Source organism: Nitrosomonas europaea, assembly GCF_900167395.1.
Taxonomy (GTDB): Bacteria; Pseudomonadota; Gammaproteobacteria; order Burkholderiales; family Nitrosomonadaceae; genus Nitrosomonas; species Nitrosomonas europaea.
In genome coordinates, this window is sequence record NZ_FUWK01000013.1 from 14,099 (window position 1) to 30,847 (window position 16,749).

The 16,749-nt window shown below is 51.8% G+C and carries 16 protein-coding genes; 6 read left to right on the top strand and 10 right to left on the bottom strand.

The genetic code is table 11. The features are described from left to right. Window positions 1–190: 190 nt before the first annotated feature. From B5D58_RS05810 to hlyD, 4 genes are read right to left on the bottom strand one after another with little or no spacing between them, the layout of a single operon-like run. The gene (locus B5D58_RS05810; RefSeq protein WP_011111799.1) at window positions 191–1,315 is read right to left on the bottom strand and encodes an ABC transporter permease; all 1,125 of its coding nucleotides are present in this window, start codon (window positions 1,313–1,315) and stop codon (window positions 191–193) included. A gap of 6 nt (window positions 1,316–1,321) precedes the next feature. After that, complete coding sequence (locus B5D58_RS05815) at window positions 1,322–2,473, bottom strand: ABC transporter permease (protein WP_011111798.1); 1,152 nt, start codon at window positions 2,471–2,473, stop codon at window positions 1,322–1,324. After that, on the bottom strand, window positions 2,470–4,242 hold the full coding sequence (locus B5D58_RS05820) for an ATP-binding cassette domain-containing protein (protein ID WP_011111797.1): 1,773 nt from the start codon (window positions 4,240–4,242) through the stop codon (window positions 2,470–2,472). The genes B5D58_RS05815 and B5D58_RS05820 overlap by 4 nt, the downstream gene beginning before the upstream one ends. Before the next feature lies 1 nt (window position 4,243). Continuing rightward, window positions 4,244–5,278: a secretion protein HlyD gene (gene hlyD / locus B5D58_RS05825; RefSeq protein WP_011111796.1), complete on the bottom strand. Its 1,035-nt coding sequence runs from the start codon at window positions 5,276–5,278 to the stop codon at window positions 4,244–4,246. A 210-nt stretch (window positions 5,279–5,488) separates the two neighbouring features. Here hlyD and B5D58_RS05830 point away from each other — a divergent pair, with 210 nt between their 5' ends. Then, window positions 5,489–5,611, top strand: coding sequence for a type II toxin-antitoxin system Phd/YefM family antitoxin (locus B5D58_RS05830; RefSeq protein ID WP_198407865.1), 123 nt, complete (start codon window positions 5,489–5,491; stop codon window positions 5,609–5,611). Window positions 5,612–5,640: 29 nt separating this feature from the next. On the opposite strand, the gene B5D58_RS05835 is transcribed toward B5D58_RS05830, so the two are convergent. Beyond that, complete coding sequence (locus B5D58_RS05835) at window positions 5,641–6,201, bottom strand: gamma carbonic anhydrase family protein (protein WP_011111795.1); 561 nt, start codon at window positions 6,199–6,201, stop codon at window positions 5,641–5,643. A gap of 30 nt (window positions 6,202–6,231) precedes the next feature. On the opposite strand from B5D58_RS05835, the gene B5D58_RS05840 reads away from it, so the two are divergent. After that, window positions 6,232–6,708, top strand: a complete 477-nt coding sequence (locus B5D58_RS05840) for a glutathione peroxidase (RefSeq protein ID WP_011111794.1) — start codon at window positions 6,232–6,234, stop codon at window positions 6,706–6,708. Window positions 6,709–6,920: 212 nt separating this feature from the next. Next, complete coding sequence (locus B5D58_RS05845) at window positions 6,921–9,092, top strand: TonB-dependent receptor family protein (RefSeq protein ID WP_198407864.1); 2,172 nt, start codon at window positions 6,921–6,923, stop codon at window positions 9,090–9,092. A 133-nt stretch (window positions 9,093–9,225) separates the two neighbouring features. On the opposite strand, the gene B5D58_RS05850 is transcribed toward B5D58_RS05845, so the two are convergent. The 3 genes from B5D58_RS05850 to B5D58_RS05865 all read right to left on the bottom strand — a co-directional run bounded on the left by B5D58_RS05850 (window position 9,226) and on the right by B5D58_RS05865 (window position 12,854). Then, window positions 9,226–10,839, bottom strand: a complete 1,614-nt coding sequence (locus B5D58_RS05850; protein ID WP_011111792.1) for a tetratricopeptide repeat protein — start codon at window positions 10,837–10,839, stop codon at window positions 9,226–9,228. A 96-nt stretch (window positions 10,840–10,935) separates the two neighbouring features. Further along, the gene (locus B5D58_RS05855; protein WP_011111791.1) at window positions 10,936–11,985 is read right to left on the bottom strand and encodes a PD40 domain-containing protein; all 1,050 of its coding nucleotides are present in this window, start codon (window positions 11,983–11,985) and stop codon (window positions 10,936–10,938) included. A 233-nt stretch (window positions 11,986–12,218) separates the two neighbouring features. Further along, a complete protein-coding gene (locus tag B5D58_RS05865; protein ID WP_011111790.1) occupies window positions 12,219–12,854 on the bottom strand; it encodes a hypothetical protein in 636 nt (211 codons plus the stop codon). Between the two features lie 510 nt (window positions 12,855–13,364). On the opposite strand from B5D58_RS05865, the gene B5D58_RS05870 reads away from it, so the two are divergent. From B5D58_RS05870 to B5D58_RS05880, 3 genes are all read left to right on the top strand, one after another. Then, complete coding sequence (locus tag B5D58_RS05870; RefSeq protein ID WP_011111789.1) at window positions 13,365–14,327, top strand: universal stress protein; 963 nt, start codon at window positions 13,365–13,367, stop codon at window positions 14,325–14,327. 321 nt (window positions 14,328–14,648) lie between these two features. After that, window positions 14,649–14,999 carry a DUF3147 family protein gene (locus B5D58_RS05875; protein WP_011111788.1) on the top strand — a complete coding sequence of 117 codons (351 nt, stop codon included), beginning with the start codon at window positions 14,649–14,651 and terminating at the stop codon, window positions 14,997–14,999. A gap of 256 nt (window positions 15,000–15,255) precedes the next feature. Then, on the top strand, window positions 15,256–15,732 hold the full coding sequence (locus tag B5D58_RS05880) for a hypothetical protein (protein ID WP_011111787.1): 477 nt from the start codon (window positions 15,256–15,258) through the stop codon (window positions 15,730–15,732). Between the two features lie 36 nt (window positions 15,733–15,768). Here the strand turns inward: B5D58_RS05880 and B5D58_RS05885 are convergent, their stop codons facing one another. Both B5D58_RS05885 and B5D58_RS14295 read right to left on the bottom strand, forming a co-directional pair. Beyond that, entirely contained in the window at window positions 15,769–16,329 is a 561-nt protein-coding gene (locus B5D58_RS05885) for a YqaA family protein (RefSeq protein ID WP_011111786.1), read from the bottom strand. Window positions 16,330–16,556: 227 nt separating this feature from the next. Next, entirely contained in the window at window positions 16,557–16,682 is a 126-nt protein-coding gene (locus tag B5D58_RS14295) for a hypothetical protein (protein WP_256335804.1), read from the bottom strand. Window positions 16,683–16,749 lie beyond the last annotated feature (67 nt).

A 16,749-nucleotide genomic window follows, 5' to 3' on the forward strand; every position in this document is an offset into this window, starting at 1 on the left:
CCGTATGAAGAAGGACCCGGGCGGTTGCAGAAAACGGGCAGAAAACAAGCGCCGGAAATTGCATTTCCGGCCGGGTGTTTTTTTATTCTGGCATGGATGGCGGATATGTGCAAAGAACTGTCAGAAAAAATGCATTTCCGGGAAGAAGGTAAAACTGATGATTTCACGCGATTGATATGCTGTTTTTATTTCACTGCAATCGGCTGCGGGCAAAGATCATGGCGATCGGCAGCATGGTAAAAGCAATGACTGCCAGAGGCCAGAGATTGGCAAGAACATCCCGGGGTGGAAGTGCTTTGAGAAAACAGCCTTCGATAATGATCAGAAAATGGGTGAGCGGAATGGCCTGGGCCAGCCATTGCAGCAGCAGCGGCATATTTTCCACCGGGGTGGCAAAGCCTGATATCAGCACAGTCGGTACACCGATGACAAATCCGCCCAGGATGGCCTGCTGCTGAGTCATGCTGATGGCGGAAATCACCAGGCCGATACCCACTGCCGACAGAATGAATAACACAAGCCCGATCAGCAGCAATCCGAATGAGCCTGTGAACGGGATCCGGAAAAACCAGATTGCCAGGGTAATCATCAGTAAAGCGAGCAGGGAGCTGATGACCAGTGCCGGCAATGATTTGGACAGGATGATCTCGAGCGTCGAAGCAGGTGATACCAGCAGTTGATCGAAAGTACCCAATTCACGTTCCCGGGCAATGGACAGCGCGGTGATCATGAGTGCGCTGAAAAAAGCGAGTGTGCCGGTCAGGCCGGGGACCATGAACCAGAGATAAACCAGATTGGGATTGAACCAGTGGCGCACGGTTACCGATGTTTCCGGTATCGGCGCGGTATCTGCCGTAAAGCGGATGTCTCTGGCGATGGAGGACAGATAACCCACGACGATCTGGCCGGAATTACTGCGCCGACCATCGACCAGTACCTGTGCGTGGCCACTCCCGCTGACCGCAACGGTGCGGGAAAAATCAGCAGGAATGGCAATCGCGGCGATTACCTTGCCCTGTACCAGCTGTTCACGCAATGCGGTATTGCTGTGGACATGGTGTACCTGCGCAATGAAGCGGGCGGCTTCCAGATGCCATACGAGTTCCTGCGCTGCACGCCCGGTATCCTGGTTGTATACGGCAATATCGAGATTGCGTACCTCCATGGTGGCAGCGTAGGAGAATATCAGGAGCTGCATCAGCGGGGGAACGAACACTACGACCCGGTTGCGCGGATCACGCAGAATACAGAGCAGCTCTTTGATGAACTGAGCGCGCAGGCGGATGAGCATGGTCCGGAAATCATGATAAAACATCGTTCATCACTCCAGACTTTTGCGTGTATAACGCTGCGCAATCAGAAAAAATATCAGGCCGATCGTTGCCATACCCAGCAGATCGGGCAGGAAAACGCTCCAGACATCTCCCGCCAGGAATATCGTTTTCAGCGAAGAGACGAAATAACGCGCCGGAATCAGCCAGGTGATCGCCCGGATGAGCGCGGGCATGGCATCGATTTCGAACAGGAAGCCCGATAGCATGAACGCGGGCAGATAGCCGGAAAACAAAGCCAGCTGTGAGGCGAGGAACTGGTTGCGTGCCAGTGATGAAATCAGCAGCCCCTGGCCCAGTGCCGGCATCATGAATACCGCGGAAAGCACCAGCAGTGCGAACAGTGAACCGCGTAACGGCACATTGAACAGGAACACGGCCAGCGCTGCCGCGATCAGGGTGGACAGCATCCCCAGCACGAAATACGGCAGCAGCTTGCCGACCAGAATCTCCAGTACCGATGCCGGCGTGGACAGAATCGCTTCCATAGTGCCGCGTTCCCATTCACGCGCTACGACCAGTGCAGTCAGCAAGGTGCCGATAATGGTCATAATGATGGCAATGGCGCCTGGTACCAGCGCACGTCGACTGGCCAGCTCGGGGTTGAACCAGTAACGCGGTTCCAGCTGGACAGCCGGCATCGGCATGGTTTCAGTGAGACTGGCCATCCAGGTCTGCACGACACCTTGGGCATAGTTGGCTACGAAATTGGCCGTGTTGGGTTGCGAACCATCGGTGATGATCTGTACCAGCGGACTGCCCGTATCTGCGAAGTGGCGTTCAAAATTCTGTGGGATCACTACATAACCGCGCAGCTCGCCGGCAATGAGTTTCCCGGCGACTTCGCGACGATCGTAGGCAAAAGTTACGTCCAGATAGTGCGTGCCGGAAAAAGCATCCGCCAGTGTTCGGGCTGTTGCTCCGGGGGATTCCAGAACGACACCGATGCGCACGTGGCGTACATCCAGCGATACGGCGTAGGCAAACAGGAACAGCAGAATCAGCGGCAGAACCAGAGCAATCAGCAGTGTGGACGGATCCCGCATTGCCTGCAGGCTTTCCTTGCGTACCAGTGCGACGAAGCGTGCCGGATCAAAGCGGCGCACGACGATGCTTTTTTCCTGGCCGGATGCGCTTTTCATATTTTTACTTCATCGGTGAGCGCCGAAGTTTCCACCAGATGAATGAAGGCATCTTCCATGGTCGGATCCGGTCGATCAGCGCTGGCTGCATCACGCTTGAGTACGTCGGGGGTATCCAGGGCAATCAGACGGGCACGGTAAAGCATCGCCACGCGGTCACAATACTCGGCTTCATCCATGAAGTGGGTCGTGACCATGATCGTCACCCCTTTGCGCGCCAGGCCGTTGATATGTGTCCAGAATTCGCGCCGCGTGATCGGATCGACGCCCGAGGTCGGCTCATCCAGAAACAGCACCGGGGGATGGTGCATCAGCGCACAAGCCAGTGCCAGACGCTGTTTATGCCCCAGCGGCAGAGAATCGGGTGCGGCGGACAGCCAGTCATGCAGATCAAAAATTCTGATCATCTCTTCGATGCGTTCGCGCTGCGTGGTGCTGTCCAGCCCGTAGACACCGGCTGAGAATTCCAGGTTCTGACGTACCGAGAGCAGGCCGTAGAGAGAAAACTTCTGTGCCATGTAACCCAGTTGTGCTTTCGCGATACCGGGCGCCCGGCGCAAATCCAGGCCGACTACGTGCGCTTCACCGCCGGTAGGTTTGAGTAACCCGCACAACATTTTGAAAGTGGTCGATTTGCCGGCGCCATTAGGGCCGAGCAATCCGAAAATTTCACCTTTATGCACCTTGAAACTGACATTATCGGTCGCAATGAAATCACCGAAACGTTTGGTCAGGTTGTGGCAGGAAACCGCGATATCCGAAGTCAGTTCAACGGGCGACAGACGCTCAGCCAGTGCCGATGTACCACCCGGGCCACCGCCCAGCAGATCGATGAAGGCATCTTCGAAACGGGCCGGGACCGGTGTTAGACGCGCGCCAACCCTGCCGGCAAGTGCCTGGATTTTCTCCGGCCCCGCACCGGCACGCAATACGACACGTACCCCGGCACCCTGAATCACGCCATCGCCGATCGTATCCAGGTCCAGTGCTTCAGCCAGCACCGCCCGGCGCTGGGCACCGACAGCTTCCAGGCGGAAGCTGCGACCCTTGAGGCGTCCGGTCAGTTCACCAGGTGGACCGGCAAAAGCGAGCCGGCCTTCGTTGAGCAACAGTACGCTGTCGCAACGTTCGGCTTCATCGAGATAAGCAGTAGACCAGACGACAGCCATGCCTTCGCCCGTCAATGCCTGCACCATGCGCCACAGATCCTGACGGCTGACCGGATCGACACCAACACTCGGCTCATCCAGCAGCAGCACCCTGGGTCGCGCCATCAGGGCGCAGGCCAGGCCCAGTTTCTGTTTCATGCCGCCGGAGAGTTTTCCGGCCAGGCGTCCGGTGAAGGGTGCAAGGCGGGTGAAATCGAGTAGTTTGGTAAACAGATCAATATGCCGGCCGGCATCCATGCCGCGCAGTTGTGCATACAGATGCATGTTTTCCATCACGGTCAGATCTTCATATAAACCGAAGCGCTGAGGCATATAGCCGCTTACCACGTGAATGGCATCGTTATTTGCTACCACATCGAATCCGGCTAGGGTGGCGTGGCCGGCATCCGGCACCAGCAGGCCGGTCAGGATACGCATCAGGGTAGTCTTGCCGGCACCGTCCGGGCCGACCAGACCGGTCAGGCGGCCGTAATGAATCTCTGCGCTGAGGTCGCGCAGGGCATGCACATTGCCGAAATGCTTGTCGACATGGTCGATGATAATGGCGGTATCGTCATGCTCAGCAGCTGAAGAGGGCGGCAAAGCAGCCACGGGATACATATCACAAATCCTTGGCGGACAGGTCGGCAGCCGGCCGGGTATCGACTTCGATCGTTATCGGCATGCCCTGTCGCAATGCGGCGTCGGCATCACTCACTACGATCCGCAGGCGATAAACCAGGTCGGTGCGCAGATCGGTGGTTTCTACTGTTTTAGGCGTAAATTCGGCGCGTGGCGAGATGAAGCCGATCTGGCCATGGTAGATCTTTTTTGAGGAATCACTGCGCACCTGTACCGGCGTTCCGGGGGCAATGCGACCCAAAGCCGTTTCACCGATGTAAGCGCGCACGTACACCGGCTTGTCAAGGCTCAGATTGTAGACGGCACTCTGACTGACGACCATGCTGCCCGGTTCACGGATCCGGGTGATGACGGTACCATCGCTCGGTGCAAACAGTTCGGTATCGGCCAGCGCGGTAGCCGCCTGATCCCGCGTGGCCATTGCAGCCGCCAGCTGTGCTTCAGCCGCAGCGATATCTTCTTTGCGGAATCCCTCCCTGGCCTGGGATAAAGCCGCTTTGGCCGCCTTGACACCGGCAATGGCCTGATCCCGTGCAGCACGTGCATTGTCCACATCCTGCTGACTGCTTGCTTTCGAAGGAAGCAATCTACTCAGACGCACGTAGTCACGCTCGGCCCGGCGCGCCACCGCCTGTGCCTGGTTGAGTGCTTCCTGTGCCTGAATGATTTCCTGCGGGCGCAAACCGCGGCGCATCTTGGCCAGCTCCGCCTGTGCCACCCGCACGGATGCTTCTGCTGTCGCAAACGCCTCCTGATACGGCTGAGCATCGAGCGTTGCCATGCGTGTACCGGCTACCACGGCATCTCCCTCATCGAACATCATCTGCGCCACTCGCCCCGGCTGACGGAAGGCTAACTGTACTTCCCGGATATCGACGTTCCCGTACAGATATAGCAGGCTTTCATCCTGCTCCGTATGCAGTACCCATGAAAATACAGCGCTCCCCGCAGCGAGAAGGATGACTGTGATGATCAGAATACGTTTTACAGTACGGGATAAACTGCCCATCTTCATGTCCGGCCTCGGTAATCAGGTATTCCACTGGAAAATACTCTATTACCTGCCCGACTGCAAAGATGCTTTGCTGCAGAAGCTGGATAAGGATAGGGCCGAATTGTCGGTGTGCTTTTATGTGGATGAAAATGGATATTTGTTGGAGCTGAAACGGGATGTTGAATTTAGATAAACTAAGTCAATTAAACTAAGTTGAATTGGAAAAATAGGATGCGGACGTACAACATTCATGATGCTAAAACTCAGCTGTCCCGGTTGGTGGAGCAAGCTGCCAAAGGCGAGCCATTTGTCATTGCCAAGGCTGGCTATCCGGGTCCAGTACAACTTGTCTAGTCAAACACAGAAGATCTGCCATTGAAAACCTACAGTTCATTCTGGATGTGTTTATACCCTTGTACCAGAGTGTTGTTGGTTCTGGCTACATCTTCCGAAAATTCTGAAGCTTTGGGTGATACTTTCGGAATGGTGGATAAATCAGTGCGCGGCCCGATCCTCTGGGTGGAGGGAACATAAAAACCGGGTGGCAGATCACAACCATCAACGACCGCGTTATGTCGAACGACACAACCTTCACCGATCGTGCAGTTGAACAGCACGCTGTTGAATCCGATGAATACATCCGGGCCGACGGTACACGGCCCGTGCACGATCGCCCGGTGAGCGATCGAGGTACGTTCTCCGATCGTTACTGCAGCACCTGATTTGGAGTGAATGACCACGCCATCCTGTATATTGGAATGTGCACCCACGGTGATGGGTTCCATGTGTCCGGTTTCATCCACTTCATCTGCCCGGATGACGGCGTAAGGGCCGATAAATACATTCTCATGCACTACGATACGTCCGCAGAGGATGGCGGTTGGATCGACAAAAGCGCTTTCATGGACGATCGGCTGATCACCCCTGGGGTTTTTCCTGATCATGATAATTTCTGAATAGGGTTATAAATAGTGATGAATATTTACGACTGCGGTATCAAAACCATGGATGGGCAGGACAAATTGCTCGGCGATTATAAGGGTAAAGTTCTGCTGATTGTGAATACTGCCAGCAAATGCGGGTTTACACCGCAGTATCAGGGCCTGGAGGATCTGTACCGTCGCTACAAGGACCGAGGATTCGTCGTACTCGCTTTTCCCTGTAACCAGTTTGGCCACCAGGAACCCGGCAGTGAGTCCGAGATTCAGCAATTTTGTACCACCCGCTATGACGTCAGCTTTCCGGTATTCGCAAAAATCGAAGTGAATGGCGCCAATACCCATCCGCTCTATCGATATCTGAAGAATGAGAAATCTGGTGTACTGGGCACTAAAGCAATCAAATGGAATTTCACCAAATTCCTGGTAGACCGATCCGGCCACGTGGTCAGGCGTTATGCACCTGCCGATAAACCGGAATCACTGACCGGAGATATCGAACAACTGCTTTGAGCAGGTGTTGCAAAGCACAAGAGTGTGTGCATTTCAGTTGTTAATGATAATTATTATTGTTATCTTGTATGATATTGGCACGTAAATGACAACTGTTAAATTGTACGAGTGGCATCATGAAACAATATTCAGGGACACAACCGGGATCGAGGTTATTTTTCATACCGTGGCGCACAGCCTGCTCAGGCTCAATGTTTATGCTGGTTTTTTTCATGGCCAGTCAAATTTGTTACGCACAATCCGCCACACCGGGGGCAACATTACTGAAGCCGATCGTCATTACTGCCCCACGTGAGGAAGATTCATTTTCTTCTCGTACCAAACTTGAATCACTGCCGGGCGGGACTTCATACATCGCTGCGGAAGAGATGCCGGGTGCGGCAAATCTGACGGCATCGAAGGCATTTTTTGGAACGCCTGGCCTGATCGTGCAGGATTTTTTCGGAGGGAATGATCAGCCCCGTATCCAGATTCGCGGTTCGGGCCTGCAGCAGAATCCGGTAGAGCGGGGGATTCTGGTACTGCAAAACGGTCTTCCTATCAACCGTGCTGATGGATCCTATATCGTTGGTTTCATCAATCCCCGCCAGGCAGAAGCGATCGAAGTCTATCGGGGCTATATGGCAAACCGGCTGAGTGCAAATGTACTGGGCGGAGCATTGAATTTCATTTCCCCGTCAGGTATTACTTCACCGAATACCCGGATGATGATCAGTGGAGGCAGTTTCGGACAATTGAATCTTTCCGGTCAGGCAGGCGCTACCTCGGGCGATTTCGATGGTCTGATCCAGGCCGATTTCAACCGGCGGGACGGCTATCGCGACTACAATGATTCCAGACGTTTCAGTGTCAGCGGGAATGCTGGCTGGCATCTTTCCGAGGATGTTACGACTCGGCTGTTCGCGAGTTATACCGACCTCGGTTTCGATGTGGCCGGACCACTTTCGAAGGATCAATTGAAAAGCAGCCCCAGAAGTGTTTCTGCCGGTCCCGTCGTCATACCTGCCGGTGCAATCTACCCCGGGCCAAACGTCATTCGCGACCAGCCTGAGCGAACAGCCAGTCAGTTCCTGGTCGGATCGAGGACCACACTTCAGTTCGATAGACATATTCTGGATCTTGCCCTGGGATTTACCCATACGGATGATACATTCCGCTTTCCGGTTTCATCCGGGATACGTGAAACCCGCGGCAGTGATCTGACGGGTGTCATCCGGTATACCATCGAATCGACAGATAAAAATGCACTGCCGATATTTGAATCGGCGGCGTACTACACGGCAGGATGGGCCGATCGGAAAAATTATCTGAACCGATCCGGTACGAAAGGGGAACATTTCGGTTCAAACAAGCTCGATGCAACAACATTGTCGCTGCATGCCAACCTCAATATTCCGATTCATCGGAATCTGACGCTGACTCCTGCCATTTCGTATTCTCGTGCAACCCGCGATAACAAAGATACCTATGATTCGCCTACCCGGCCAACATTGGCTTACCGGCCCAATGATCCGACTCAGCTGCTTCCGGGTGGTGCAGTTCCCTACGATAGTACGCGCTACAAACGATCGTTCGACAGTTGGAACCCGAGCCTGGCGATGACTTTCCGTCCGGCTGCCGGCCAGACCCTGTTCACCGCGATCAGCCAAAGCTTCGAACCCCCCACCCATGATGATCTGCTGGCAACCGTGAACGGCACACCCAACAGCAGTGCGGGACGTCCCAATCCGGCCAATTCCGCATTACCGGCCGCTGTATTCGTAACGCCCGATCTGAAAGCCCAGACAGCAATGACGCTTGAAGGAGGATGGCGCGGAAGCCACGGTATTTTCACCTGGGATGCGGTGGCCTATTACGCGTGGATCGATAATGAGCTTCTGAGTTTGCGGGATGAGTCCGGTGTATCACTCGGTTCTGTCAATGCCGATAAAACCACGCACCTTGGAATTGAACTCGGCCTGAAAGCACAATTGACCGAGCACCTGCTTGCCCGGATAGCCTATACCTATCAGGATTTCCGCTTCGATAACGATCCGGTGAGAAACAACAATCAGCTGGCGGGTGCGCCTCCTCATTTCATTCAGACACAGCTGCAGGCACGGATCATCGGGAATCTGGTGATGCAGGCTGCCGTAAAATGGGTGCCTGCCAGAATCCCGGTCGATAATATGAATACTCTGTACGTCGATCCCTATGCCATCCTTGATCTTCGCGCCGAATACAGATTCAATCGCAACTTCACCGTTTTCGGTGAAACGACCAATCTGTTCAACAAGACCTACGCTTCATCGTCACTGGTCGTCGATCAGGCAAGAAGTGACCAGGCCGTATTTCTTCCCGGAGATGGACGGGCCTTTTTTGCCGGAATCAAAGCGACATTCTGAAAAATTAGATGGCGCCTGTTCCGGTTGTATTGAGGATCGGCAAATTGATGAGAAGCTGGCAGAGAAAAACCGCATTCCCAAGCGCACTCTCAAAAATGACAATCAACAACGGGTGTTTTTCAGGGGTGACTATTTACATTCCAAGCATACTTTTTGCCTCGGCTATCTCAGGGCGCGGGCTGTCAGCATGTTCAGCCAACTTAAGCAGTAACTCCGCGTAGTGATCAGCTTTCTGTTCATTGCCAGCTTGCTTTGCATTTTGAGCTGCTCCTGCAATCGTACGATAGCGATTGGGGTGCTGTTCAAGAACTTTCTCGAACTCGGCAAGTGCATCAGCCGGTTTACGGTCACGTTCAAGTATCGTTGCCAGCATCTCTCGCGCCGGGACGACTGGCCCGGGGGTGACGACGTTCTTTGCGCTTGCATCTTCACGCTCTGCCGCCCGGTGCAGTATTGCGATTCCCTCATCACGTTTGCCTTCTGCAAAATCTGCCAGTCCGCGCACTACTTCAGCCTGGATATCGATCTGGTCGGCCCAATAGTTCAATTTCATAGCTGTTGCCGCATCGCGAAGTTTAATCAACCGCTTCGCCTCAAAGTTCGCCTTGGCCGGCTCTCCACTCATCGCTGAACCGACACCGCGGGCAAACGCGTTGACTGCTTCAGCCTGCGGATATTTCTTCCATGGGTAGGTATCCCGCGCATACAGCGGCAAATCTGCTGCTTCCCGCCAGGCCCTGCGTTCCAGAGCAATCCTTGCAGGGATAGCAGCGTACGGATAGGCGACCCCAATCATGTCGATCCCGTGTCTAACTTGTTCCTGCTCCATGATTTTTCGTGCCGCGAGATCCTGGCCTAACTGTAGATGGGCATATACCATGTAGTCGGATGCGTGATGTCCATCGTGGGTGATCGAGTCATCAGCCATCTCGGCCGCGCGGCGGTTTGTATCGATCGATTCTTGCCAGAAGCCTGTGAGAGTAAAGATGTGCGATGGCATATGCAGAGAGTGAGGCGTGTCCGGAGCGATTTTCGCGTACTTCCTCGCAGCATCGATTCCACGCTTGGCCAACGGTGGATAGTCATAACTGTGAATCAGATAGTGTGCTACTCCAGGATGGTTAGGCTCCCGGGCGAAGATCGGCTCAAGTAGCTCGGCGGCGTGTAATTGGTTGCGATAGGTCTTGTCAGTGGGATCGAAGTTTCTTGAGAGAATGAGCGCATACAATACAGTTGCCTCACTGTCGTCGGCATTTTGTTGCGCCAGCTGTGCCATCGCTTTTTCGAAGGACTCAGCTCTTTCCCGATAGTTCGTGGTGTTCAGATCTTTGAAGAATATTGCGAGTGCATCGACATAGTCTCGTTCTCTCTGAGTCTTGAGCCCGGCCTTGCGCGCGGCATCAAGTAATACCGGCCCCTCAGCTATTGCTTTTTCTGACAAAGTGACTGGCCAGGCAAATGGGTTATCGAGCATCGCCAGAGCCTTTACCCAATGAGCCATACCGCAAGTGGGATCGACCTTGAGTACGTCATCAGCCGTTGCAATCACACGTTGCCACTGAAAAGAGTGATAGTATGCCACCGCTACATTAAACTTGGCTTGTGCCGTAGCGTTGCACTCTACTTTAAAGTGAACATCGCCAATCACGGCTGGATGTGAGCCTTTATCATCTGCTCTTGCAACTTGAGTCAGTACCAGTGCCAGAAGTGTCGATACTAATACTGTACGTTTCCTTACGGATCTCATTCCAGTCTCCTTGGTGTTGTTTTAGGATTCGAGGTAAGCAGACGTAAAACACTGAAGCAGTCAGTGCTTTAGTGTTTTACTCCAGTAAATTTCGACTCAGCCTTTGTTGCTGTTGACAAGCAGGTTGGGTGGAGGGCCGATCGGATCGAATGTTTTCAACAAGGGAATATCCTCTTTGCTTATCCAGCGGATATCCGTATCAAACGTGTTTTGTGGTCCCCAGCTGCCGGTAAATTTCTTACCATCAGGCGTGAACGTCCAGCACATTTCCTCACCCGGAGTATTGATGACATCACCGAGATTGATCGGTTTTTGCCATTCTCCCCTGGCATCCTGATGTGAGATCCACATATCGTGCCCACCCCGGGAATCAGGATCGATCCGTGTGCTGGTGATGACCATACTTTTGCCATCTTTCGATACCCCGGTCCAGTGCATGTGGTCACGCTGCGGAGAATTGATTTTCGCCCCCAGGCTCACCGGCTTCTGCCATACACCATCCTTTTTCTCGACTTTCCAGATATCACTCTCTTGTGTAACCCCAGGCTGGCTGTAATTGAAATAAATCAGGCTGTCAGAAACGATGATCGGACAATGCTCTTCGCCGGTCAGCGTATTGATACTGGGTAGTTCCGGCACATCGTTCCAGTTTTTAGCTGATTGCCATACACCATTCACTTTCTGGACGACGTATAAGTCACCTGACAATAAATCACCAGGCTCATATCTCGTGAAATAAATGACATTGCCATCATCTGAAAAACTGGGCTCGAGCTCCCAGGCCGACGTATTGATATTCGGCCCTACAGTGGGATCGATGTCAGCACCGAGATGAACAGGTTCCTGCCACACACCATCCACATTTCGCGCCATCCATATATCGAAATTGTAAGGAGTGCCAGATGATTCGACACTGCCCTCGCGGGTCGAAACGAAAATAGCTGTTTTACCATCGGCACTGTAAGTGATCTCTATTTCCGAACCCGGCGAGTTGATGGGTGCGCCCATATCTTTCGATACAGCTGGTGGCTCAGTCACTCCACTACTTTCGGCTCCATGCATGCCCGGCATGGCATACGACAGATTACTCGCCAGTACTAAAACCGGTAACGCAGAACAATATTTCATAACAGTGCTGTCTTTCATTCTGTTTCTCCTCTTTAGGTTAAATGCAATCTACTTACCATTAGCTTGGCAAGATAAATGGTTTGCATCGAAAAACGTATGGGATTCAAACCATATTTCCTGGTAAATATCTTTGCCAGGAATTCGACAATGTCACCAGAACCGACTTCATCATGCTCTCTGATTTCATTGATAATCGAACTGAATATCAGCCCGCGCGCAAAAGCTCTGACATCCGGTATATCGGTAGAAAATTAATTCACTATTCGTCTGAGGTTATAAAAGAAAGCCGCAACTACGCCCAGTACCAGCATCGGCCAGTATGGGACAAAAGGCTCATACCATTTCGTACCGATGGTGACGGGTATATCCAGATGGAACTCAGACTGGTATTCATCCGTGCCGGAGAGCTGAAGCACGTATTCCCCTGATTCATCGATACGAACTTCCTGCGAAATAATGCCTGACTGATAATTTCTGGCGGGAATCGACAAGAGCGGTTCCATTATTCTTTCGCCATTCTTTCTGGCCAGACTGACTGCTACCGGCTGTTCCCGTATGGAGGCCGGATACAGCAGATCGACAGTGATACTGAGCAGGCCGGGGCCCGGTACTTTGTCACACAAAACAGGGACGACAGATAGGGCGCTCATTGAATCATCCGGTATTTCATAATCGACAGGGATGAAATAAGCGGAGTACCCGACCAGCAGCGTGTCGGATTCGATCGTGCAGGTACCACCGCGAAAACCCTTGGGATAAGTGTCCGACATACTCCCTTGTGAATTAACATGGAACTGCATCCCGATCAGCACGATACCGGTCAGTATGCAAAGGGCAATAAAAAGGCGCTGAATATTGATCGATAAGTTTTGCCAGATTGTGATCATGTTGCCTCCTCGGAACTGTTTCAGATGATTCACACGAAAGTAAGCCGGATTGGCCTACTTAGCTTTTGATACTTAGTGATACTTGGCCAGGAAGTACAGATTGACTGAGCGTTACATAGAAAATCTGGTGCAGTCGTCATCAGATCTCCGTAATAAATAAGTTACAGGAAGGAATTTCATATATTCGTACCTGATATTCAGGATTATTCGGCATTTTTTCTATAAGTAGACTGATCAGTCTACTTGTGGAAAAGAATATACCTGAAATAGTGGGATGACAAGATTAGATAAATGAATGTCTGATCCTGGGTTGTTTGAATATTTTCTTATTTTTCTTATTCATAAGATTGAGGACTGAATCCTGATATCCAGCATTTTTGAGATATTCCCGGGATGGGAAGGTTATAAATACGATACAGGTGTTTCTCTGCAGCACCCGCCTCATAGATCTGGCAAAAGGGGATGAGTGAATCTATACTTATCCGATGACCTGTGAACAGGGGTATCCATATGATCAGACGGACACTTATCCCGTTGGATGGCTCTGAACTGGCGGAGCGAGCCATTCCTCATCTGCTGCGTTTCGTCGAACCGGATCAGACTGAACTGCTGCTGATGGCGGCATTGTCATCCACTTCTTCTTCCTTGTTTGAGGATACCGCCAGATTGCTCATGTCAGGGCAAACGGCTCTGTCGAAGGGACATGAAGCAGGTAAGCGAGTGGATATCGTGGCGCAGCAACTTCGTCAGACCGGTTTCAATGTGGCGAACCGGCTCCTGTCGGGAGCGCCGGCTGCAAGCATTCTGCATCTGGCAGAAGAGGCATATGTTGATCTGATTGCCATGTCAACACATGGCAGAACCGGTCTGGGGCAGGTGCTGCTCGGCAGCGTGGCAGACGAAGTAGTACGTAATGCCCGTCCACCGGTATTTTTAGTGCCTGCCGCAGTGGTGGTGAAACCTGATTCTTTACCTCGTACCATTCTTCTGCCACTCGACGGTACTCCTCTGGCAGAGACGGCCATTCCCGTTGCCAGCCAGTTTGCGCAGAATACGGGAGCAACTATCTATCTGATCCGTGTCGTTGAACCGGGTGATTCCGGGGATGAACTGCAGGATGCGCAAATACTTGCCGGTTCGGATTATGCCGGCGAACAACCCATCATCCGGCAGGCGATCAGCTATCTGGAACGGATACGGTTGCGGTTGCAACTGGCGGGTGTTTCGTCCTGCAGCCGGATTGCAGCCGGCGATCCGGCTGATGTCATTGCTCGCATCGTGCATGCAGAAGATGCCGATCTGATCGTGATGAGTACGCATGGCCGGTCAGGTATGGAGCGTATGGTTCATGGCAGTGTCGTCAGCCGGATCATTGGTAATACGATCTGTCCACTGTTGCTGATGCGTGGAAGGGTACCTGTCGAGGCTTATGAACGTACTGGTAACGAAGTATCGGCGGTTTCTTTCTGCTGACTGTCAGGGTTGAGCAAGTTCTGAATCACCAGGTAGTTGTAACAACCTGTATTTCAAACTGTATTGACCAGCAGGTTGCGGAATTAAAGCAAAGAGTCATGGCAGGGGAACAAAAAGCATTGCTCGTCCGCAACTTTGTTATCAGCCGTGAGACGTTATACTAGTATCTGAAAACGGTAGACTGAATATGGTCGTTGCAACGACCGTCGCCTGAACTACCATGACGTTCTTAATGGATTCCTTTTGAGAACGATATCTATGTCATTTTTACAGTATTAAGTTTGCATGACTGAAGAAATACCTTTTTGAATTTCACCTCACATGACCTGGATCCTTACCAAATACTTTATAACTGCAGCAGTTGTTGTGATCGTCTCAGAATTTGCAAAACGCAGTGACAAGCTCGGAGCCTTGGTCGCTGCACTGCCAATGGTAACGATCCTCACGTTGATCTGGCTTCATGTAGAAAATCAGCCGGAAACCAAAATTGCCAATCATGCGTGGTATACATTCTGGTATGTCGTGCCAACGCTCCCGATGTTCCTGATTTTCCCATTCTTGCTGCAACACTTCGGATTTTGGCTTGCTCTGACACTCAGTGCTTTCATTACGATCGCCTGTTTCGGAGTTTTTGCCCTCCTGGTCCGCAGGTATGGGATTAATCTCATGTAATACAGATACTTTAGAAAAGCTTCATGCTTGTAACAACCTGCAATTCAAGCTAGCCGATCTATAATGAATGCTATCCAGGTTGAAGTTCAGGTTGTTACAGGTAGTGTTTCAGAGATGTTGGAGCGTACATCGTAAGGTGTATGAAACAGTAGTGGAATATCCGGAATGGCAGAAGAGTTACCGCAATTTATCGTAGTATCCCAATAGCCCGATATAATCGGGCTATTGAATAATATGGCTTGAAACTGGAAAAATCATGGTTTGGGTAATTGGATTGATCGTGCTGATACTGCTGATCGTATCAGCATGGTTCCGTAAGGTGGCAGTGAGCGTGATCATTGTTACCGGGGTGGTCGGCAGTCTCATTTATGTTCTGAATGAACGTGAGGAAGAGCGCGCTCTTTCCCGTATCTCGCTGGCGGAACTGGATTTTGAAAATGTGGCACTCAAGCCCAGTTACAGTGGATACAAGCTGTCTGGTCGTATCAAAAACAATTCACAGGAATTTACACTCAAGCAGGTCAATCTGCTGATCATCATGCAGGATTGCACCGGTACACCGGATTCTCAGGACTGTGTGACTATCGGGGAAAGTCACGAGAATATGGATCTCAACATTCCACCCGGTCAGGCCCGTGACTTTGAAAAATCCCTGTATTTTCCCGGGGGCAACCTCAAACTCCTGGGTAAACTGGAGTGGAATTACTCTGTTTCCGGGATAAAGGGTGAATAATCGTTACTGAGCTGAGAACAATGTGTAAGTTTTTCCTTAAAACCACCTGCTTGCTGCAATGATCAGCCAGTAATAAAGGAAAAAGCGGGGAATCCGGAATACCAGTACAGCGGCCAGAACGGTCGTTCCGCGCAGTGCCATCATGCCCGCTGCCCAGCAGGTCACTGAAAATGGGAACGGTGTGATCGACCCGATCGCGATCGCCCAGAATCCGTAACGGTGAATGAATTCCCGCTGATTCTCCTCAAGCTCCCCGAGTATGCGTTTTATGAACCCGAAATGCCCCAGCCAGCGGCCGATTCCCCAGCCGAGCATACCTGCTACACAGGAAACCACCCCGAGTATCGATACATACATGAACCAGTGTTCAGACAGTGAACTTTTGGCAATGACCAGTAGCAGAACATCCGGCGGAAAGGGTGTGATCAACGTATCCGTTACCAGCAGAATCAGGCAAAGGCCAAGAAAACCGATTTGATCGACGATCCAGTTCGTTCCTGCTTCCAGCTCCTCTTCGAACAGATAGCCTATTGCAGCCATGGTGAGAACAAATATTGCCAATGCTATGAGGGTTTTAATCAGGTTTTCACTGATCATCGATTCATGTCTCCTGTGCCGGAAATAATATTGACGCAATATACAAAAATGCAGGCAGCTCTGGTGTTCTGATTTTTCCCATAATCGGCATGGATCAATGGGTGGAGCTGTTCATGATACGGCCATGATCGTTGCGTCAGTACCTGATTTTTGGATTACCTGGCCGGACCAGCGGCAGGTTTGACTAACCTCCCGGCTTTACGTATATTTTTTCGAGTAATGAAGATTCACCCACCGAGCAAGTTAGCAATGCGCCAGCCGGCGACCAGCAAGCCAGCTCTCTTTTTCAGGAGAAAAACAGCATGGCGAGTTTGCCCTCGTTCTTTGTATTCCTTTATGTTTACTTTTGTCATATCGCCTCCAATCGCTGCTGTTACAGTCTGGTTGCAGGAAAGGGCTGCGTATCGTTTCCCGGCATCG